Here is a 20,027-nt window from a genome sequence, read left to right as displayed (position 1 = left end):
AAGGAGCCGTCATGTCCCGCCTCTGGATCAAGAACCCGCTCGCCGCCTTCACGGCCACCGACCAGGACGCCTCGGGCGGCCTGGTCGTGGAAGAAGGCACCATCGTCGAGGTGCTCGGCGCGAGTGCCACGCCGGCCGCACCCGTCGACGAGACGTTCGACGCCCGCGCCCATGTGGTGCTGCCAGGGCTGGTCAACACGCACCACCACTTCTACCAGACGCTCACCCGCGCGTGGGCGCCGGTCGCCTCGACGCCGCTGTTCCCCTGGCTGAAGAACCTCTATCCGGTGTGGGCACGCCTCACTCCGCGTGACGTGGAGCTTGCCACAACGGCCGCGCTCGCCGAGCTGCTGCTGTCGGGATGCACGACGGCAGCAGACCACCACTATCTGTTCCCCGAAGGGCTCGAAGAGGCGATCGACATCCAGGTCGGCGTCGTGCGAGAACTCGGCATGCGCGCGACTCTGACCCGTGGTTCGATGTCGCTCGGCGAGGATGACGGCGGGCTTCCGCCGCAGACGACCGTGCAGGATGCCGACGCCATCCTCGCCGACAGCGAGCGACTCATCGTGAGCTATCACGAGAGCGGGCCGGGCGCGCGCATCCAGATCGCGCTGGCGCCGTGCTCGCCGTTCTCCGTGACCCGCCAGACCATGCGAGCCAGTGCGGAGCTGGCCGCCCGGCACGGTGTGCGGCTGCACACGCACCTCGCTGAGACCGTCGACGAGGAGGACTTCTGCCTACGGATGTTCGGCATGCGCACCGTGGACTACCTCGAGAGCGTGGGATGGCTGGGCAGCGGAACGTGGCTCGGCCATGGCATCCACTTCGACGACACGGAGGTGGCGCGACTCGGTGCGGCGGGAACGGCGGTCGCGCACTGCCCGTCGTCCAACATGCGGCTGGCATCCGGAATCTGCCGCACCGTCGAACTCGAAGATGCGGGCTCGCCGGTCGGTCTCGGTGTCGACGGCTCGGCGTCGAACGACCACTCGAACCTGATGTGGGAGGCCAGGCAGGCCTTGCTCATCGGCAGGCTGCGCTACCCGGCCGCCCAGGTCACGCCCGAGCGCGTGCTCGGCTGGGCGACAAGGGGATCCGCCGCGACGCTCGGCCGGGACGACATCGGATGCCTCGCCGTCGGCAAGCAGGCGGACCTCGCCCTGTTCGCACTCGACGACCTGCGGTTCTCGGGAAGCCACGACCCGATCGCGGCCCTGCTGCTGTGCGGAGCGAGCTCGGCCGACCGCGTGATGGTGGGCGGCCGCTGGCGCGTGGTCGACGGGGCGATCGTCGGGCTGGATCTGCCGGGACTGATCGCCGAACACAGCGCCGCAGCGCGTCGCCTCCTCGCTGATGCCTAACGCGCGCACCGTGACTCGAGTCACGTTATTTCCACCATCCAAGATTTGCATTCCAAAATGTGTGGAGATCGGTTTCGATCGGTGTTAGCATCATCGGTGCCCAAAGGCGGGCACCCGACAGGGTCGCTATCTACCCGGGCGCAACGTTCATCCAACGTGAAGCGGGGCATTCCCTGGCACGCGCGCTCGCGCCGATCCGGGGCGCGCATCCGCTTCCTTCGAGGAAGACTTCAGCGCATGAGCACCGTCATCAGTCACACCGATCACGACCATCTGAGCCACGCCGCGCGGCTCGCGACCGAGAACGTCCTGAAGGGCGGCGGCCCGTTCGGCGCCGTCGTCGTGACCGCCTCGGGTCTCTCCTTCGAGGGCGTCAACCGCGTGACCGCGAACAACGACCCCACGGCGCACGCCGAGGTCACCGCGATCCGCACGGCCTGTTCCGAGACCGGCACCTTCGACCTGACCGGTGCCACGCTCTACTCGAGCTGCGAGCCCTGCCCGATGTGCCTCGCCTCCGCCCTGTGGGCTCGCGTGGACCGCGTCGTCTTCGCCGCCGACCGCAACGACGCGGCAGCTGCCGGGTTCGACGACGCCGTGTTCTACGAGTTCTTCGAGACGCCCGCCGCCGACCGTCCGATGCAGGTGGAGCACCTGCAGCTGACCGACGCCGGCCATCTCGAGCCGTTCACCACCTGGGGCTCGTTCGTCGACCGCATAGAGTACTGAGTCCCTCGATCTCCCGAGGCGCCGGCCGATACTGTCGGCTGTCGAGCATCCGTTCCACCGGCAATCCACCACCATTCCCACCCCGGCGCAGAGTCGCACCGGTGACGAAACGAGGCGTTTCATGACTGAACAACTGACCGTCGACGATGCTGATTCAGCACCGCCGAAGCCCGTCGGTCGATTCGACCGCTACTTCAAACTGACCGAGCGCGGCTCGACCATCGGCCGCGAGTTCCGCGGCGGCTTCGCCACGTTCTTCGCGATGGTCTACATCGTCGTGCTGAATCCGCTCATCCTGAGCGCCCCGGACGGATCCGGCCACACCCTGGGTATTCCGCAGGTGGCGGCCATAACCGCCGTCGTCTCGGGCGTCATGACGATTCTGATGGGCCTGATCGCGCGGTACCCGTTCGCGCTCTCCGCAGGGCTCGGCGTTTCGGGCTTCGTCTCCGCGACGATCGCCACCACGAAGGGCCTCACCTGGGGCGACGTGATGGGGCTCGTGCTGATCTCGGGCGTGGTCATGTTCATCCTGGTGCTCCTCGGCCTGCGAGAAGCCGTTTTCCGCGCTGTGCCGAGCGGACTGAAGATCGCGATCGTCGCCGGAATCGGCCTGTTCATCGCGACCATCGGCTTCGTGAACGCCGGATTCGTGCGGCGCGTGCCCGACGACGCCCACACGTCGGTGCCGGTGAGCCTCGGCCAGGGCGGCCTGCTGCTCGGCTGGCCCACCCTCGTGTTCGTGGTCGGGATGATCGCCATGGTCATCCTGATCGTGCGCAAGGTGAAAGGCGGCATCCTGATCGGAATCATCGGCACGACCATCTTCGCCATGATCGTTCAGGCCTTCACGAACACGCCGGCCGGCAGCGCGAAGGATCCGTCGGGCTGGGCGCTCACGGTGCCGACATTCCCGTCGACCTGGGTGTCAGTGCCCAATCTGTCGCTGTTCGGCCAGGTCAACCTCATCGGAGCGTTCACACACATCGGCGCGATCGCCGCGACGCTCCTGACGTTCACGATCCTGCTGACGGTGTTCTTCGACGCGATGGGCACGATGACGGGCCTCGCCAGCCAGGGTGGCCTGCTCGACAAGCAGAACAACTTCGTCGACGCCAACCCGGTGCTGCTGGTGGATGCCGCGGCATCGGCGGTCGGCGGCCTCTCGTCGATCTCCAGCGGTGAGATCTTCGTCGAGTCGGCGGCCGGAATCGGCGAGGGCGCCCGCACCGGCATCGCCAGCCTGGTGACCGGCGGGCTGTTCATCATCATCTCGTTCTTCGCGCCGCTGGCCGGGATCGTGCCGTTCGAGGCCGTGGCCCCGGCGCTCGTGATCGTCGGTTTCATGATGGTCACGCACGTGAAAGACATCGACTGGTCCGACTACGGCATCGCGATCCCGGCGTTCTTCACGGTGGCGCTCATGCCGCTGACCTACTCGATCGCCAACGGCCTCGGTGCCGGCTTCATCGCCTACGTCGTCATCCGTGCCGTGCAGGGTCGCGCCAAAGAGGTGCATCCGCTGATGTGGGGCGTCGCCGCCGCGTTCGTGGTGTTCTTCGGCGTCGGGGTGATCGAGCAGCTCGTGCACTGAGCGGCGCCGTCGCGCGCCTCGAGCGTTTCCGCGAGACTGCACGTCCGCGCCGAGACAGCGGGTGACACCCACTGTTTCGGGCCGGGCGTGCAGTCTCGCGGGGTTCTGGCCGGGCGTGCGGTCTCGCGGGGTCGGGTCGGGAGCCGGTATCCGCTCACCGAGTCGGCGCAGCCGCCTCGGCTCCGGGGTCGCGGCGAAGGCCCACTGGGCCTTCGCTCCTGGCTCCATCGCGCTCGAAGCGCATCAGCAGGTCGGCCGCGACCGAGACGGCGATCGCCGCCGGGTCCTTCGCGCGGATGCCACCGGCATCCGACGTCGTGGGCAGCCCGATCGGCGTCGTGATGCGTTCCAGGTCTGCCGGCGTGTGTCCGGCATCCGTCAGCTGCTTGCGGAACCTCGCCCACTTCGAGGCCGAGCCGATCAGTCCGATGTAGGCGAGCGCATCCTGCGCCAGCGCGCTCTCGCACAGCGCGAGGTCTTCAGCGTGGTCGTGCGTCAGGATGAGCGCATACGACCCGGCCGGGAGGGACGGGAAGACGGACTCCGGCACCGGTTCGTGACACACCCGCACTCGGGCGAGGCCGCCCATCGCCGGGGCCAGCCGCGTCGCGTCGAGCAGATCGGCCCGTGAGTCCACCAGCGTGAGGTCCAGGTCGTGCCGCGACAGGATGATCGCCAGTTCCAGACCCACGTGTCCCATGCCGAACACGGCGACCGACGGCACGGTGCGCACCGGTTCCATCAGAATCGTCACCTCTCCTCCGCAGCACTGCACGCCGTACTCCGCGGGTGCCTTGTCGCTGAGCGTCAACGAGAACAGCTCCGGCGTCTTCGCGCCGGCCTCGATCATCGCCCGTGAGCGCTCCACAGCGGTCTCTTCGAGGTTGCCGCCGCCGATCGTGTCCCACACCGTGTGGGCGCCGACGACCATCTTGGCGCCGGCCGCCCTTGGAGCGTGTCCGCGCACCGTCACGAGCGTGACGAGCACGCCCGGCTCATGCGCGGCACGCAGGCCGCCGAGCGCCGCCAGCCAGTCCATGCGTCAGTCCACGAGCACGTCGGCGCCCGCGGGTTCAGCGTCTGCGGAACCCCTCGAGGCACCCACTGCTTCGAGGGTTGCCTCATCCGGAGCGCGCATGGATGCCTCGCTCTCGACCCCCGCAGCTTTCTCGCCCGAGGCATCCGACGCCGCCGCAGAACCTCGCGTCGCCTGGATCGCCCAGAACACGGTCTCCGGTGTGGATGGCGACGACAGCCGCACACTCGTTCCCGGAGCGCCGAACGACGCGATAGCCTGCCGCAACGCCTCGCGCACGCTCAGCGCCAGCATCAGCGGCGGCTCGCCGACGGCCTTCGATCCGTACACCGATCCGGGCTCGTGCCCCTTGTCGTAGAGCGTCACGTTGAACACCTCGGGCATCTCGGAGAAGCTCGGCAGCTTGTACGTGCTCGCCGCCTGGGTGAGCAGGCGGCCGCGGCTCGGGCCGTCCGAGGCATCCCACCGCATGTCCTCCAGCGTGAGCCAGCCGGCCCCCTGCACGTAGCCGCCCTCGATCTGGCCGATGTCGATCAGCGGCGACAGGGAGTCGCCCGCCTCGTGCACGATGTCGACGCGACGGGTGCGGTAGGCGCCGGTGAATCCGTCCACTTCGACCTCGGTGGCGGCCGCGCCGTACGCGAAGTACTTGAACGGCGAGCCCTGCCAGTTCTCCGGGTCCCAGTGCAGCCCCTCCGTGCGGTAGTAGCCGGCCGCCGACAGCTGCACGCGTTGCCAGTACGCGGCCGTGACCACCTCGCCGAACGACAGCGAGCGATCGCCTGCACCGAGGCCCGTCACGACTCCGTTCTCGAACCGTACGTCGCGCGGGCTCACACCCAGCAGGCCGCCCGCGACGACGGCGAGGCGGTCACGGAGCTGCTCGCAGGCATCCTTCACCGCGGCGCCGTTGAGGTCTGCACCGGTCGATGCGGAGGTCGCCGACGTGTTCGGCACCTTGTCTGTGCGGGTGGGCGCCAGGCGCACGCTCTGCCTCGGCACGCCCAACGCCGTGGCCGCGACCTGCAGCATCTTGGTGTGCAGACCCTGGCCCATCTCGGTGCCGCCGTGGTTGATGAGCACGGAGCCGTCCTTGTAGATGAGCACGAGGGCGCCGGCCTGGTTGAACGCCGCGACGTTGAACGAGATGCCGAACTTGATCGGCGTGATCGCCAGCGCCCGCTTCACGTCCGGGTGCGTCGCGTTGAATTCGGCGATCCCCGCGCTGCGTGCGCGGTAGTCCGAGCCCTCGAGCACCTGGTTCCAGATGTCGGGCATCCGCTCGGCGTCGCGCACCACCTGCCCGTACGGCGTCGTCTGCCCCGCCTCGTAGAAGTTGCGGCGACGAAGCTCCGCCGGCTCGATGCCGAGCACCGGGGCCGCCTCACCGAAGATGGTCTCGATCAGGAGCACACCCTGCGGGCCGCCGAAGCCCCGGAAGGCCGTGTGCGACGTCTTGTTCGTCTTCGCGATGCGGCCGAGCGCTTCGACGTTCGGAATCCAGTAGGCGTTGTCGAGGTGGCAGAGCGCCCGGCTGACGACAGCCTCCATCAGGTCGAGGCACCAGCCCCCGTCCGCGGTGAGCGTGGTCTTCAGCGCGACGATCCTGCCATCGTCGTCGAAGCCTGCCTTCCAGGTGGTGCGGAACCCCGGCCGCTTTCCCGTCATGGTGAGATCTTGCGTGCGGTTCAGCCGCAACCGCACCGGGCGGCCGGTGAGCTTCGTGCCGAGCGCGGCGATCGCTGCCAGGCCGTGCGGCTGGGTCTCTTTGCCGCCGAAGCCGCCGCCCATGCGGATGCACTGCACCGTCACCTCGTTCGAGGCCAGCCCCAGCACGTGCGCGACGATCTCCTGCGTCTCGGTCGGATGCTGCGTGCTGGCCTGCACATACAGCTGGCCGCCCTCGTCGAAGTAGGCGAGCGACGCGTGCGTCTCGAGGTAGAAGTGCTCCTGCGCACCCGTCTCGATGATCCCCTCGAACACGTGTGCCGCTTCGGCGAGCGCCTTGTCGACATTCCCCCGTCGTGACGTGCGCTGCACGCCCTGGAACGAGCCGGCCTCGATCGCCTCGGCGACCGTGATGATCGAGGACAGCACCTCGTACTCGACGTGCACGGCGGCCGCGCCGAGCCGAGCCGCGTCGACACTCTCACCCAGCACCCAGCACACGGCGTGCCCGTGGTACATCGCCTCGCGCGGCAGCAGCGGCTCGTCGTGCTTGACGCCCGCGTCGTTGACGCCCGGGATGTCGTCGGCGGTCAGCACGCGCACCACGCCGGCAACGGCGAGAGCGTCACCGGTGTCGATGGAGAGGATGCGCGCGTGGGCGTGCGGCGACTGCACCGGCCACGCGCTCAGCACGTCGTGCCGCCGCTCGGCGATGTCGTCGGTGTACAGCGCAGTGCCTGTGACGTGTCCGTTCGCGCTCTCGTGCGCCTCGGGCACGCCGACGACGGCGCCGACCGGACGGTCGGACAGCTCGCTCATGATGCCACCTCCACCTTCTGGGCCGTGCGTGGGTCGGTCGTCTGGGCGTAGAACTTCAGCAGCGCCTGGCTCAGCATGATCGCCCGGTACTCGCCGGATGCCCGGTGATCCGCCATCGGCGTGCCCTCTCGTCCCAGCACGATCGCCGCCTCCCGCACCGTGTCGGCGCACCACACCGAGCCGAGCAGCTCGTCTTCGGTGGCACGCGCGCGCAGCGGCGTCGCGGCGACGCCGCCGAGGCCGATCTTCGCGGCGGTGACGACGTCATCCTCGATGTCGAGCGCGAACGCGACGGCGACACTCGAGATGTCGTCGAAACGCCGCTTCGCGATCTTGTGGAACGCCGTGAACGGTGCCAGCGACCGCGGGATGCGCACCGCGCGGATCAACTCGTCGACGCGCTTCAGCGTCTGCCGGTATCCGGTGAAGTAGTCGGCGAGATCCACCTCGCGTTCGCCGTCCGCTGAGGCGAGCACGACGTGGGCATTGAGCGCCAGCAGAGCGGGCGGGGTGTCGCCGATGGGCGAGCCGGTGCCCAGGTTGCCTCCGATCGTCGCCCGGTTGCGGATGAGACGGGACGCGAACTGCGGAATCAGCTCGCCGAGCAGCGGCACGCGCGCCCCCAACTGCCGCTCGATCTCGGTGAGCGTCACGGCCGCACCGATCTCGATGACGTCGTCGCCGACGTGGATGCCGTGCAGCTCGGTCAGGCGATCGATCGCGACGACGAGCGGTGCGCGCCGGCCGCGGAGATTGACCTCGACGCCCCAGTCCGTCGAGCCGGCCACGAGCACGGCTCCGGGCTCGGCGGCGAGAAGCGCGAGCGCGTCCTCGAGGGTCGCGGGTCGCACGAAGCGGCCATCGGCCGCGGAGACGTCGGTGGCGACCGGGCCGGGGGCCGGCGCAGCGCGGCGAGCGGCGAGCGGGTCGGCATCTGACGGCTCGCCCAACGCATAAGCGGCATCGCGGATCGGGCGGTAACCGGTGCACCGGCAGAGGTTGCCGCTCAGCGCGTGCAGATCGAAGCCGTTCGGGCCGTGCTCGTAGTCCGGCTCGGCCGGTTCGACGGCCGCTGTGGCGCCTGTGCCGACGGCGGTGCCTGTGCTGACGGTTGTGGTACCTGTGCCGCCGGGGGCGCCTGTGCTCCCGGTTCCCGGTTCGCGGTCAGCCCGGTAGTACTCCCCCGCCATGCTGCACACGAAACCGGGCGTGCAGTATCCGCACTGCGATCCACCGCGGGTCGCGAGCTCCTCCTGCACCGGATGAAGGGCATCCGGTGTGCCGAGTCCCTCGGAGGTGATCACCTCCTGACCGTCGAGCGCGGCGACGGGCACAAGGCAGGCGTTGACGGCTGTCCACGACGTGCCGCCGTTTCCGTCGACCGTGGCGACGAGAACGGCGCAGGCGCCGCATTCGCCCTCCGCGCAGCCCTCCTTGCAGCCGGTGAGACCTTCGCCGCGCAGCCAGTCCAGCGCGGTCGCGTGGGCCGGAGCGTCGATGCGCCGCCGAAGCCCGTTCACGGTGAGCATGGGGTCACCCATGACCAACTCCTAGTCGTTCGCGAGGACACGAAAGGCCGTACCTCATCGTTGAGGGGAATTCGCGCCGTCAGACGCCGCCCACGTTGTACACCGGGCACGACGACGCCGCGCCGGTCCTGGCGAGTTTACCCGCTCCTTCGCGAGAATGTGCTGGATTTCGAAATCGAACTTTCGCGATACGGATAACGGATGCCCGAGCATCCGTCTCCCTGGCGCGCGTCAGTGCGGCTGCGCCCCGAGAAGACGGCGCCACCACCCGGCGCGCCCATCGCGTTCGTCGGGCACGTAGAAGTCCGGATCGGCACCGTTCCACGCGAACGCCTCTGGCTCCGGCGACTCTGCCCGTTCGGCCTCGATGGTCATTCTCATCAGTCCCTTTCTGTTTGGTTCTCCGTCTGGTTCTCCGTCTGGTTCCCCGTCCGGTTCCCCGTCCGGTTCTCCGTCTGGTTCTCTGGCCTCGCTCGGCCTCCCCACCGTGCTCGTCAACATGACGGATCGCGCTCTCCGGCCGAATACATGCCGGTCTGGCCTGTCCTCGGGCGGATGTCCTGTTGACGGATCTCGTGGCGCAGGGCCACGTGGTGCGGTGGCCGCCTACGCTTCCCCGCGCCGCAGCAGAACGCCGCGCGGCGTCTCGCCGTCGATCCCCTCGCCCCGCAGGTACGCGGTGCGCACCACCCCGGTGAGGGTCTTGCCGGCATACGCCGACACCGGGTTCTTGTGCCGCAGCCGGCCGAGTTCGACGGTGAAGGACTCCTCGGGGGCGAACACTGCGAAGTCCGCGTCGTACCCAATCTCTAGACGGCCCTTCCGCTGCAATCCGGCGACCCGGGCGGGGGCGGCAGACATCCACTCCACCACCTGCTGCAGCGAGATGCCGCGCCGTGCCGCCTCTGTCCACACCAGCGAGAGCCCGAGTTGCAGCGACGAGATGCCGCCCCACGCCGTTCCGAAGTCTCCGTCGGCCGGCTGCTTCAGGTCGACCGTCGCGGGCGAGTGGTCGGAGACGATGCAGTCGATCGTGCCGTCGAGAAGCCCCTGCCACAACCGGTCCCGATTGCCCTCCTCGCGGATGGGCGGGCAGCACTTGAACGCCGTCGCGCCGTCGGGCACCGACTCGGCCGTCAGGGTGAGGTAGTGCGGGCACGTCTCCACGGTGAGTCGCACCCCGCGTTCGCGCGCATCGCGGATCTCGTCGAGCGCTCCGGCCGACGAGAGGTGCAGGATGTGCGCCCGCGCGCCGGTGCGCTCGGAGCGTTCGATCACCTCGGCGATCCCGACATCTTCGGCCTCGTGCGGACGTGAGGCCAGGAAGTCGCGGTAATGCGGGCCATGCGGATCGGGCGCCGCCTCGATCTCGTGCGCGTCCTCGGCGTGCACGATGAGCAAGGAGTCGAACCGCGCGAGCTCGCGCATGTCCGTCTCGATCTCGTCGAGGCCAAGCGGCGGAAACTCGTCCACACCGCTGGGCAGCAGGAAGCATTTGAACCCGAAAACGCCCTCTTCGTGCAGCGGGCGCAGCTGTGCCGTATTGCCGGGAATCGCGCCGCCCCAGAACCCCACGTCCACATGCGCCTGCGGAGCGGCCACGCGGCGCTTCACCTCGAGCGCATCGACGGTCACGGTCGGCGGGATGCTGTTCAGCGGCATGTCCACGATGGTGGTCACCCCGCCCGCCGCGGCTGCGCGGGTGGCTGACGCGAACCCCTCCCACTCGGTTCGGCCGGGCTCGTTCACGTGCACGTGCGAGTCCACGAGTCCGGGCAGCAGCACCTCGTCAGCGGCGAGCTCGACCAGGCGGTCGCCCATCAGCCGCGCGCCCTCGGGTTCGATGGCCGCGATGCGGCCGGCTCGCACACCGACCTCACCGGCGCGCACGCCGTCGGCGCGCAGCAGATCGCCGCGGATGACCAGGTCGAAGCTTGTCGGTTCGGAGGTCGACATCGGTCTCCTTGAACTATGAAGGTTGGTGGGAGGTGAAGGTCGGTTCGCGTTCGGTCGAATTCTGTGCGGCGCGGTGCTGGTCAGCGTGTCGCTGAGATCAGTGTGCGCCCGGAGTCGCGGATGCCTGCACCCACGATCTCGAGCAGGCGTGCGGCGTCGCGCATGCTCGCCGCGGCATCCGGCTCGATCGCGCTCAGCGGGTATGTCGCCGCGAAACCGGCCGCCGCGAGCTGCTCCGGCGAGAGCGTGGTGCGCCCGCAGACGGCGACCACCGGCACGCCGGCGCGCTGTGCGGCCCGGGCGACGCCGACCGGCGCCTTGCCGCCGAGGCTCTGCTCGTCGAGACTGCCCTCGCCGGTGATCACGAGGTCCGCGTGCACGATGTGCTCGTGAAGACGGGTGAACCGTTGCACCACCTCGACGCCCGGTTCCACGCGAGCGCCGAGCAGGCGTGCTGCGTAGCCCACGCCGCCCGCTGCGCCGGAGCCCGCCTCGGCGGCGAGCGCCGCGGCATCCTCTCGCACGTCACCGAGCACCTGCACGAACCGGCTGAGCGACGCTTCGAGCACGACGACCTGACCGGGCGACGCGCCCTTCTGCGGAGCGAACACGGCGGCCGTGCCGCGTTCGCCCAGCAGCGGGTTGTCGACGTCGGTGGCCAGCACGAGGTCGACGTCGATCAGGCGCGGATCGAGCCCGGAGAGGTCGATCGACGACAGCGCGTAGAGCGCCGCTCCCCCGTCGGCGATCCGCTCCCCGAGCTCGTCGAGCAGCTCGGCGCCGAGCGCCGCCAGCACACCGGCGCCCCCGTCGGTGCAGGCGCTGCCGCCGACGCCCAGGTAGATCGTGCGGGCGCCCGCGTCGAGGGCCTCCCGGATCAGGTCGCCCGTTCCCCTGCTCGTCGCGGCAAGCGGCTGCTGCGCACCCGGCAGCAGAGCCAGCCCGCTCGCGGCCGCCATCTCGATCACGGCGACTATGCCGGGCTCTGCCTTCTCGCTGCGCTGTGCCTTTTCGCTGCGCTGTGCAGCTTCACCGAGCCGTGCCCCTTCGCCGAGCCGTGCCCCTTCGCCGAGCCGTGCCCCTTCGCCGAGCCGTGCCCCTTCGCCGAGCCGTGCCCCTTCGCCGAGCCGTGCCCCTTCGCCGAGCCGTGCCCCTTCGCCGAGCCGTGCCCCTTCGCTGAGCCGTGCCCCTTCGCCTCGCTGTGCCCCTTCGCCGCGCTGTGCCCCTTCGGTGCTGAGGGCGAAGACCGCCTCGACGGGCCGCCCCGTCGGGCCTGTGACGATCGCGACGCGACGGTCGAAACCGGCCGCCAGTGCGGCATCCACGGTGCCTTCCCCGCCGTCGGCGACGGGCACGACGTCGATCTCGACGCCTTCGCCCGCCAGCCCCGCGGCGAGCGCGTCGGCCGCGTCGGGGCCGTAGAGCGACCCCTTGAACTTGTCGACGGCGATCAGGATGCGCATGGCCGGGTGTGTCCCTGGGCTCAGACTGCCAGTGGCTGCTCGGCGCGTGCCTGCACGGCCAGCGGACGCAGCGCTGTCGGCGCGTCGTCCGGCGTCACCGCGAGGTCTTCGAACTCGTTGATGTTGTCGAGCTCGGTGCCCATCGAGATGTTCGTCACGCGCTCCAGGATGACCTCGACGACGACGGGCACCCGGTACTCCTCGGCGAGCGATGACGCCTGCGCGAACGCCGCACCCAGGGCATCCGGGTCGGTGACGCGCACCGCCTTGCAGCCCAGGCCCTCGGCAACCGCGACGTGGTCGACGCCGTAGCCGTTGCCGTCCGGATAGTTCACGTTCTCGAACGCGAGCGAGACCTCGTAGTCCATGCCGAAGCCGCGCTGCGACTGGCGGATCAGGCCGAGGTACGAGTTGTTCACGACCACGTGCACGTACGGCAGATGATGCTGCGCGCCGACGGCGAGCTCCTCGATCATGAACTGGAAGTCGTAGTCGCCCGACAGCGCCACGACCTGCTCGCCTGGCTTGCCGCGCACGACGCCCAGGGCTGCGGGCACGGTCCAGCCGAGCGGCCCGGCTTGTCCTGCGTTGATCCACTTTCGGGCGCCGTAGACGTGCAGCATCTGGGCACCCGCGATCTGCGAGAGCCCGATGGTGGAGACGTAGGTGGTGTCGCGACCGAAGGCCCTGTTCATCTCCTCGTACACGCGCTGCGGCTTGATCGGCACGTTGCCGAAGTGCGTCTTGCGCTGGCCGGTGGCGCGACGCTCGAAGCATTCGCGCGCCCAGTCGGCGTAGTCGGGGATGCTCCCGGCGGCCTTGCGCTCACGGGCGACCTCGATCAGTCGGGTCAGCGCCGCCTTCGCGTCGGAGACGACGCCGAAGTCGGGGGCGAACACGCGACCGATCTGCGTCGGCTCGATGTCGACGTGCACGAACGTGCGGCCGGCGCGGTAGACGTCCAGCCCGCCGGTGTGGCGGTTCGCCCATCGGTTGCCGATCCCGAGCACGAAGTCCGACGCGAGGAACGTCCCGTTGGCGTACCGGTGCGACGTCTGGATGCCGACCATGCCTGCCCACAGCGGGTGGTCATCCGGAATCGCGCCCCAGGCCATCAGCGTCGGGATGACCGGCGTGCCGAGCAGCTCGGCCAGCTCGACGAGCTCGTCGGCGGCATCCGCGTTGATGATGCCGCCGCCTGCGACGATCACCGGATGCTCGCTGGCGGCCAGCAGGTCGAGGATCTTCTCCGCCTGGCGACGGGATGCCCGCGGCACGGCCACCGGGAGCGGCTCGTACGAGTCGATGTCGAACTCGATCTCGGCCATCTGCACGTCGAACGGCAGGTCGAGCAGCACGGGACCGGGGCGGCCGGTGCGCATGAGCTGGAACGCCTTCTGGAAGGCGCCTGGCACCTGGGCGGGCTCCAGCACGGTCATGGCCATCTTGGTCACGGGTGCAGCGATGGACTGGATGTCGACCGCCTGGAAGTCCTCCTTGTGCAGCTTCGACACGGCCGCCTGGCCGGTGATGCACAGGATCGGGATGCTGTCGGCCCACGACGCGTACAGCCCCGTGATCATGTCGGTGCCGGCCGGACCGGAGGTGCCGAGGCAGACGCCGATGTTGCCGGCTGCGGCGCGGGAGTACCCGTCGGCCATGTGCGAGGCGCCCTCCACGTGACGCGCGAGCGTGTGCCGGATGCCGCCGTGGGCGCGCATCGCGGAGTAGAGAGGGTTGATGGCGGCGCCCGGCAGGCCGAAGGCCTCGGTGGCACCCTCCTTCTGCAGGATCAGGACGACCGCGTCGACGGTGCGCATGGTGGTCATGGTTGTGCTCCTTTGCAAGTCATGAATGTCAGTCGCGGCCCGAGCTGCGCGCGACGCGGGTGAAGAGACCCGAATGGTCGAGGCCGCCGTCGCCCTCGGCGACGATGTTGCCGACGAGCTGGGCGACCGCCGACCCGAGCGGAATGGCGACGCTCTTGGCGCGTGCCGCCGCCGTGACGATGCCCATGTCTTTGTGGTGCAGCGCCAGACGGAAGCCTGGGGTGAAGTCGCGGTCGAGCATCTTCTGCCCTTTCTGCTCGAGCACCTTGGAGCCGGCGAGGCCTCCGCCGAGCACCTCGAGGCCGGCCTGCGTGTCGACGCCGTACGCCTCGAGGAACACGATCGCTTCGGCGAGCGCCTCGATGTTCGCGGCGACGATGAGCTGGTTGGCGGCCTTCACGGTCTGCCCGGAGCCGGAGGGCCCGACGTGCACGATGGTGCGGCCGATCGCGTTCAGCACCGGCCCGGCGGCAGCGAAGTCCGCCTTCTCGCCGCCGACCATGATCGACAGCACGCCGTCGATGGCGCCCTGCTCGCCGCCGGAGACCGGGGCATCCAGAGGGCGCAGCCCCGCGACACGGGCGGCATCCGCCAGCTCGACGGCGACGTCCGGACGGATGGTGCTGTTGTCGATCCACAGTGCGCCGCTCCGCGCGTTGGCGAAGACACCACCGTCGCCGGTGACGACGGCCTCGACGTCGGGCGAATCGGGCACCATCGTGATGATCACGTCGGCGTCCTTCACCGCCTCGGCGACGCTGGAGGCGCCGTTGCCTCCAGCGGCGACGAGCCCATCGACCTTGTCCTGGCTGCGGTTGTATCCCGTGACGGTGTGCCCGGCCCTGACCAGATTGACGGCCATGGGCAAGCCCATGATGCCGAGCCCGATGACGGTGACGTTGCTCATTGCTTCACTCCTTCGTGGTGGTCTTTCCCGTTTCCCGCCGGGTTTCCCGTTGGTTGAGCTTGGTTCCCGTTGGTTGAGCTTGGTTCCCGTTGGTTGAGCTTGGTTCCCGTTGGTTGAGCTCGTCGAAACCAACGACGCTATGCCCCGCCCTCAGGCCGCGGTGGATGCCCCGACCCAGGCGAACGGATCGGGCAGGGTCGCCTTGTACTCGAGTCCGATGGAGCCGTCGTATCCGGCTGCCCGCGCGTCGTCGATCCAGCGCGCCAGCGGCAGCTCGCCGGTGCCCGGTTCGCCGCGACCAGGGGCATCCGCGATCTGGATGTGCCCGAAGCCGGCTCCGTGCGCGGCGATGACGGCATCCACGTCGTCTCCGTTGACCGCTAGGTGGTAGAAGTCGGCGAGCAGACGGATGTTGTCCACGCCATGCTCGGTGCGCACCCGCTGGATCACCGCGATCGCCTCGGCCGCCGTCTTCAGCGGATACGACGGCGTGCCGCTGACCGGCTCGAGCAGCACGATGCCGCCGATGCGCGCAACAGCCTTGGCAGCGATGGCCAGGTTCTGAACCGCGAGGGCATCCTGCTCGGCCGGGTCGGCGCCTTCGATGCGATTGCCGTACAGCGCGTTGAAGGCCTTGGTGCCCAGCCGCGCACCGATCTGCACGACGACCTCGACGTTGTCGCGGAACTCGTTCTCACGACCGATCCACGAGACGAGCCCGCGGTCTCCACCCGGCATGTCGCCGGCGAAGAAGTTGAGCCCGCTCAGCCGCACGCCGGCCGCCTCGATCGCGCCGATGAACGCGTCGATCTCGCCCTGCTCGGGCACGGCGGCGGCGAACGGCCACCAGAACTCGACAGCGTCGAAGCCGGCCGCCTTCGCGGCGGCAGGCCGCTCCAGGACCGGCAGGTCCGTCAGCAGGATCGAGCAGTTGACCGTGTAACTCATCGGTTGCTCCTAGTGGTGGGTGTCTGTGGTGGTCGACTGTGTTGGCTGTCTGAGGTGGTCGTCAGCGGTGGTCGTGAGTGCTTGACACTTCCCAGATAACTTTCATCATTCGGAAAAAAATTTCTGACATCTGAAATCGTAAGTGGAAGCGCCGCGTGCGTCAACCCTGTTTCGAGTGCCCCCACGCCGCCCTACCGAAGTTCATGGCCCACAACGTCGCTTCCTGCGGCGGAAACGACAGATTGGGCCCTGAACTTCGGGGTGCGCGGGACTTCGCGTGCGTGGAACTCCGGGGGCGGCGGCCGCTGCGCGACTCAGGTGAGCTTCACCTGACGGTTGATGTCCTTGTAGAGCAGGTACCGGAAGTCCTCTGGACCGCCGGCGTAGCACGCCTGCGGGCAGAACGCCCGAAGCAGCAGGTAGTCACCTGCTTCGACCTCGACCCAGTCGTCGTTGAGTCGGTAGACCGCCTTGCCCTGCAGCACGAACAGGCCGTGCTCCATGATGTGCGTCTCGGCGAACGGGATGGTCCCGCCCGGCTTGAACGTGACGATGTTCACCTGCATGTCGTTGGCCATGTCGCTCGCGTCCGAGAACCGCGTCGTCGCCCAGGTGTCATCCGTGTCGGGCATCGAGACCGGCACGACGTCCTGGTCGCGCGTGACGAAGGATGCCGGCGCAGGCACCCCGTCGAGGTGGTCGTACGCCTTGCGGATCCAGTGGAAGCTCGTGAGCTGCTCACCCTCGTTCGCCAGCGACCATTCGGCATCCGGCGCGATGAACGCGTAGCCGCCCTCGTCGAGCACGTGCCGCTCACCGTCGAGCGTCAGCGTCAACTCGCCGGCCGTGACGAACAGCACGCCCTCCACACCGACCTCGGCCTCGGGCTTGGCCGCGCCGCCCCCAGGACCGATCTCGACGATCAGCTGCGAGAACGTCACCGCCGAGCTCGGCGTCGGCCTGGCGAGGATCCACGCACGCGTCTCGGAGAACCCGGGCAGGCTGCTGGTGACGATGTCGCGCAGCACGCCCTTCGGAATGACCGTGTACGCGAGCTTGACCACGGCACGGTCGGTGAGCAGCGCGCTCTGCGGCGGCAGCCCGCCCTTCGGCGTGTAGTACGTGCGGGCCTCACTGGTCATGTCGTCGCTGGTCATGTCGTCTCCTGAAGGGTGGCGAGTTTCGGATGCGCGAGACGGGTCAGCTCCGCGGGCGTCGCGCCCGCGGCATGCTCGACCTCGGCGGGCGTGACGGCGCCGCACTCGAGGCCGCGCACGACATAGCGGGCGAGCGCTCTGGCCGTCGCGGGCTCGTCCATGATGGCGGTGTCGCCGGCGTGCAGGTAGTTGTGCAGGCGCCTGGTGGCAGCGGCCAGCCCCTCGCGGTAGAACGCATAGGTGGCGAGGAACCGTGTCGGCAGCTGGGCGGCGTTCAGGTCCCAGCCCTGAAAGAATCCGTGCTCGAGCGATCGGCGAACCAGCCGCGCGTGCAACCGCCAGGCGTCGAGAACGTGGTCGCGGTCGCCGACCGGGATGACGTTGGTCGAGCCGTCCGACAGGCGCACCCCGGTCTCCGCGGCGGCGACCTGCATCACGTTCTTGGCGAAGTCGGCGGCAGGATGCTCCATCGACTGGTACGCGGCAGCGATCTGCAGTGACGCGCTGTAGTCGTACGTGCCGTAGTGCAGTGCCGACACCCGCCCGCCGGCACCGCCTGCGGAAGCGCCGCTACTGGAGCCGCCGCTTCTGGAGTCGCCGCTTCTGGAAGTGGAGTGCAGAAGCGTCGCGACCGGCACTGTGCCGTCGGCGGCGATGATCAGCTGAGGTGTCTCCATCTGAACCTCGAAGCGCAGACGCCCGTCGCTGAGGCCGAGCTTGCGCTCGAGCCGCTCGCAGACATCGGCCATGGCCTCCACCTGAGCGACCGTTGTCACCTTCGGAAGGGTCAGCACCAGTCCGTCAGGAAGCTCTCCGGCCTCGGCCAGCGTCGTGACGAAGAGGTCGAGGGTGCGCAGACCGCGGCGCCGCGTCGGCGCTTCGAACGACTTGAATCGAATGCCCACGAACGGCGGCGCCGTGCCGGCCGCGACCGCGGCGGCGACCCGCTCGGCGCAGGCGCGGGCATCCGCGTCCTCGGTCTCATCGCCTCGGTCGCCGTAGCCGTCCTCGAAGTCGAGACGCAGGTCTTCGATCGGCTCGGTGCGCAGCTTCTTCTCGACCAGTGGCGCGACGGATGCCGCGAGCTCGCCGAGACCCACCGCTGAGGCGAGCGCGACGGTGTCGCCGAATGCGGCGACCGCATCCGCCGCCTGCGCGCCCCACTGTGCCGGGAGCTCGGGCGTGAAGCGATCGGCGGGCACGTAGACCGTGTGCACCGGCTGGCGCGAGCCGTCGTCGCCCGGGTACTCCTTTGTCAGCAGTTCATCGGTGGCGCCCAGCCGCCGGTCGATATCGGCGAGGTCGTCGTCGGTCAGGCTGACCGGCCGCAGGCCGCCGGAAGCCCGCCCGGATGCCACGGAACCTGAGAACACGGAGCCGGAAGACACGGAGCCCGCCGCCATCACGCCACGATCTCGTAGGCCGGAGTGGTCAGGAAGTCGACGTAATCGTCCTCGGTCGTCAGCCTGCGGATCAGCTCGCGGGCCGGCGCGTAGTACCGCTCGAACGACGAGGCATCCACTTCGCTGCGCAGCCGCTCCGACTCCTCGTCGAGCAGCCGCCCGACGAGTTCCGGCGTCGCCTCGTTGCCGGTGTCGCTGTACCGAACCCGGTTGTGCACCTGCTGCCACACCTGCGAGCGCGAGATCTCCGCGGTCGCCGCGTCTTCCATGAGGTTGTGGATCGCGACGGCGCCGTTCCCGGAAAGCCATACGGCCGTGTAAGCGACGGCGACGTAGAGGTTCAGCCTCAGTCCTGCCTCGGTGACATGGCCAGGGGTGGATGCGACATCCAGCAGCTGCTCCCCCGTCACGCTGACGTCCTCGCGGAGCTTGTCGAGCTGATTCGGCTTGTCGCCGAGCACGGCGTCGAACACGTCCATGCAGACCGGCACCAGGTCGGGGTGTGCCACCCAGGAGCCGTCGAACCCGTCCGTCGCCTCGCGCAGCTTGTCGTCACGCACTTTGGCGATCGCGGCATCCGTCACCTCCGGATCCTTGCGGTTCGGGATGAACGCCGCCATGCCTCCCATCGCGAACGCGCCGCGCTTGTGGCAGGTTCGCACCAGCAGCTCGGTGTACGCGCGCATGAACGGCGCGGTCATGGAGACGTCCGCGCGATCGGGCAGGAGGAACGTGCTGCCCGCGTCGCGGAAGTACTTGATGATGCTGAACAGGTAGTCCCACCGGCCGGCGTTGAGTCCGGATGCATGCTCCCGCAGTTCGAAGAGAATCTCCTCCATCTCGAACGCAGCAGGGATCGTCTCGATCAGCACGGTGGCTCGCACGGTGCCGTGCGGGATGCCCAGCTCGCCTTCCGCGAACGTGTACACGTCGTTCCAGAGCCGGGCCTCGAGATGACTCTCGGTCTTGGGCAGGTAGTAGAACGGCCCCTGACCGGTCTTCGCCAGGTGCGCCGCATTGTGGAAGAAGTGCAGCCCGAAGTCGACGAGCGCGCCGACCGCGTTCCGGCCGTCGAACTGCAGGTTCGACTCGTCCATGTGCCAGCCGCGCGGACGCACGATAACGACGGATGTCGGTGCGTCGGTGCGCAGGGCGTAGTCCTTGCCCTCCGGCGAGCTGTAGTGCAGAGTGCCGCGCGCGGCATCCTTCAGGTTCACCTGCGAGTCGACCACGTTGAACCAGTGCGGGGTGTTCGCGTCTTCCAGGTCGGCGAGCCACACCTTCGCGCCGGAGTTCATGGCATTGATCGCCATCTTGGCCGGGGTCGCCGGCCCGGTGATCTCCACGCGTCGGTCCCGCAGCGCCTCCGGCGTGTCCGCGACGCGCCAGTCGCCGGAGCGCACCTCGGCCGTCTCGGGGAGAAAGTCCAGCCGGCCGGTGCGGGCGACCTCCTCGCGACGCACCCGCCGTGCCGCGATCAACTCGTCACGGCGGTCCGCGAACCTGAGATGCAGCGCGTCGAGGAACGCAAGCGCCTCATCGGTCAGAATCTCGTTCGCTCGCTCCACGGTGCTTCGGCTTTTCGCTGTCACGGACACGGTGTGTACTCCTCTTTCGTCTTTCGG

At 69.1% G+C, this 20,027-nt stretch carries 15 protein-coding genes; 3 read left to right on the top strand and 12 right to left on the bottom strand.

From position 1 onward, the window contains the following. The first annotated feature begins 11 nt into the window (after positions 1–11). The 3 genes from ACYVDK_RS07575 (at position 12) to ACYVDK_RS07565 (ending at position 3,687) form a co-directional block, all read left to right on the top strand. Entirely contained in the window at positions 12–1,364 is a 1,353-nt protein-coding gene (locus ACYVDK_RS07575) for an amidohydrolase family protein (RefSeq protein WP_460520250.1), read from the top strand. Positions 1,365–1,601: 237 nt separating this feature from the next. Continuing rightward, entirely contained in the window at positions 1,602–2,093 is a 492-nt protein-coding gene (locus tag ACYVDK_RS07570) for a nucleoside deaminase (protein WP_460520247.1), read from the top strand. A gap of 121 nt (positions 2,094–2,214) precedes the next feature. After that, on the top strand, positions 2,215–3,687 hold the full coding sequence (locus tag ACYVDK_RS07565) for an NCS2 family permease (RefSeq protein ID WP_460520244.1): 1,473 nt from the start codon (positions 2,215–2,217) through the stop codon (positions 3,685–3,687). A 154-nt stretch (positions 3,688–3,841) separates the two neighbouring features. Here ACYVDK_RS07565 and xdhC read toward each other — a convergent pair whose 3' ends face one another. The 12 genes from xdhC to aceB all read right to left on the bottom strand — a co-directional run bounded on the left by xdhC (position 3,842) and on the right by aceB (position 20,000). Further along, entirely contained in the window at positions 3,842–4,726 is an 885-nt protein-coding gene (gene xdhC / locus ACYVDK_RS07560; protein WP_460520242.1) for a xanthine dehydrogenase accessory protein XdhC, read from the bottom strand. A gap of 3 nt (positions 4,727–4,729) precedes the next feature. Further along, positions 4,730–7,210: a xanthine dehydrogenase molybdopterin binding subunit gene (xdhB, locus tag ACYVDK_RS07555; protein ID WP_460520239.1), complete on the bottom strand. Its 2,481-nt coding sequence runs from the start codon at positions 7,208–7,210 to the stop codon at positions 4,730–4,732. Next, complete coding sequence (locus tag ACYVDK_RS07550) at positions 7,207–8,751, bottom strand: xanthine dehydrogenase small subunit (protein WP_460520236.1); 1,545 nt, start codon at positions 8,749–8,751, stop codon at positions 7,207–7,209. The genes xdhB and ACYVDK_RS07550 overlap by 4 nt, the downstream gene beginning before the upstream one ends. 219 nt (positions 8,752–8,970) lie before the next feature. Then, positions 8,971–9,120, bottom strand: a complete 150-nt coding sequence (locus ACYVDK_RS07545) for a hypothetical protein (RefSeq protein ID WP_460520234.1) — start codon at positions 9,118–9,120, stop codon at positions 8,971–8,973. 225 nt (positions 9,121–9,345) lie between these two features. Next, complete coding sequence (gene allB / locus ACYVDK_RS07540; RefSeq protein ID WP_460520231.1) at positions 9,346–10,695, bottom strand: amidohydrolase family protein; 1,350 nt, start codon at positions 10,693–10,695, stop codon at positions 9,346–9,348. Between the two features lie 80 nt (positions 10,696–10,775). Continuing rightward, positions 10,776–12,158, bottom strand: a complete 1,383-nt coding sequence (locus tag ACYVDK_RS07535; protein ID WP_460520229.1) for a glycerate kinase — start codon at positions 12,156–12,158, stop codon at positions 10,776–10,778. Positions 12,159–12,178: 20 nt separating this feature from the next. Then, a complete protein-coding gene (gcl, locus tag ACYVDK_RS07530; protein WP_460520226.1) occupies positions 12,179–13,987 on the bottom strand; it encodes a glyoxylate carboligase in 1,809 nt (602 codons plus the stop codon). Between the two features lie 28 nt (positions 13,988–14,015). Next, positions 14,016–15,026, bottom strand: coding sequence for a 2-hydroxy-3-oxopropionate reductase (locus ACYVDK_RS07525; RefSeq protein WP_460520223.1), 1,011 nt, complete (start codon positions 15,024–15,026; stop codon positions 14,016–14,018). Between the two features lie 18 nt (positions 15,027–15,044). Beyond that, entirely contained in the window at positions 15,045–15,842 is a 798-nt protein-coding gene (locus tag ACYVDK_RS07520; RefSeq protein WP_460520220.1) for a hydroxypyruvate isomerase family protein, read from the bottom strand. A 314-nt stretch (positions 15,843–16,156) separates the two neighbouring features. Then, positions 16,157–16,999: a bifunctional allantoicase/(S)-ureidoglycine aminohydrolase gene (locus tag ACYVDK_RS07515; RefSeq protein WP_460520217.1), complete on the bottom strand. Its 843-nt coding sequence runs from the start codon at positions 16,997–16,999 to the stop codon at positions 16,157–16,159. After that, positions 16,996–18,402, bottom strand: a complete 1,407-nt coding sequence (locus ACYVDK_RS07510) for a DUF6986 family protein (RefSeq protein WP_460520214.1) — start codon at positions 18,400–18,402, stop codon at positions 16,996–16,998. The genes ACYVDK_RS07515 and ACYVDK_RS07510 overlap by 4 nt, the downstream gene beginning before the upstream one ends. After that, complete coding sequence (gene aceB / locus ACYVDK_RS07505) at positions 18,402–20,000, bottom strand: malate synthase (RefSeq protein WP_460520212.1); 1,599 nt, start codon at positions 19,998–20,000, stop codon at positions 18,402–18,404. The genes ACYVDK_RS07510 and aceB overlap by 1 nt, the downstream gene beginning before the upstream one ends. Between the last annotated feature and the right edge of the window lie 27 nt (positions 20,001–20,027).

The organism is Humibacter antri (assembly GCF_054777235.1).
The sequence above is the reverse complement of the archived record's forward strand: the minus strand, read 5'-3'. Positions and strand labels throughout refer to the sequence as shown.

Coding starts and splice junctions, on each gene's coding strand:
- ACYVDK_RS07575 (WP_460520250.1), top strand. CDS start 12: ATGTCCCGCCTCTGGATCAAGAACCCGCTCGCCGCCTTCACGGCCACC.
- ACYVDK_RS07570 (WP_460520247.1), top strand. CDS start 1,602: ATGAGCACCGTCATCAGTCACACCGATCACGACCATCTGAGCCACGCC.
- ACYVDK_RS07565 (WP_460520244.1), top strand. CDS start 2,215: ATGACTGAACAACTGACCGTCGACGATGCTGATTCAGCACCGCCGAAG.
- xdhC (WP_460520242.1), bottom strand. CDS start 4,726: ATGGACTGGCTGGCGGCGCTCGGCGGCCTGCGTGCCGCGCATGAGCCG.
- xdhB (WP_460520239.1), bottom strand. CDS start 7,210: ATGAGCGAGCTGTCCGACCGTCCGGTCGGCGCCGTCGTCGGCGTGCCC.
- ACYVDK_RS07550 (WP_460520236.1), bottom strand. CDS start 8,751: ATGGGTGACCCCATGCTCACCGTGAACGGGCTTCGGCGGCGCATCGAC.
- ACYVDK_RS07545 (WP_460520234.1), bottom strand. CDS start 9,120: ATGAGAATGACCATCGAGGCCGAACGGGCAGAGTCGCCGGAGCCAGAG.
- allB (WP_460520231.1), bottom strand. CDS start 10,695: ATGTCGACCTCCGAACCGACAAGCTTCGACCTGGTCATCCGCGGCGAT.
- ACYVDK_RS07535 (WP_460520229.1), bottom strand. CDS start 12,158: ATGCGCATCCTGATCGCCGTCGACAAGTTCAAGGGGTCGCTCTACGGC.
- gcl (WP_460520226.1), bottom strand. CDS start 13,987: ATGACCACCATGCGCACCGTCGACGCGGTCGTCCTGATCCTGCAGAAG.
- ACYVDK_RS07520 (WP_460520220.1), bottom strand. CDS start 15,842: ATGAGTTACACGGTCAACTGCTCGATCCTGCTGACGGACCTGCCGGTC.
- ACYVDK_RS07515 (WP_460520217.1), bottom strand. CDS start 16,999: ATGACCAGCGACGACATGACCAGTGAGGCCCGCACGTACTACACGCCG.
- ACYVDK_RS07510 (WP_460520214.1), bottom strand. CDS start 18,402: ATGGCGGCGGGCTCCGTGTCTTCCGGCTCCGTGTTCTCAGGTTCCGTG.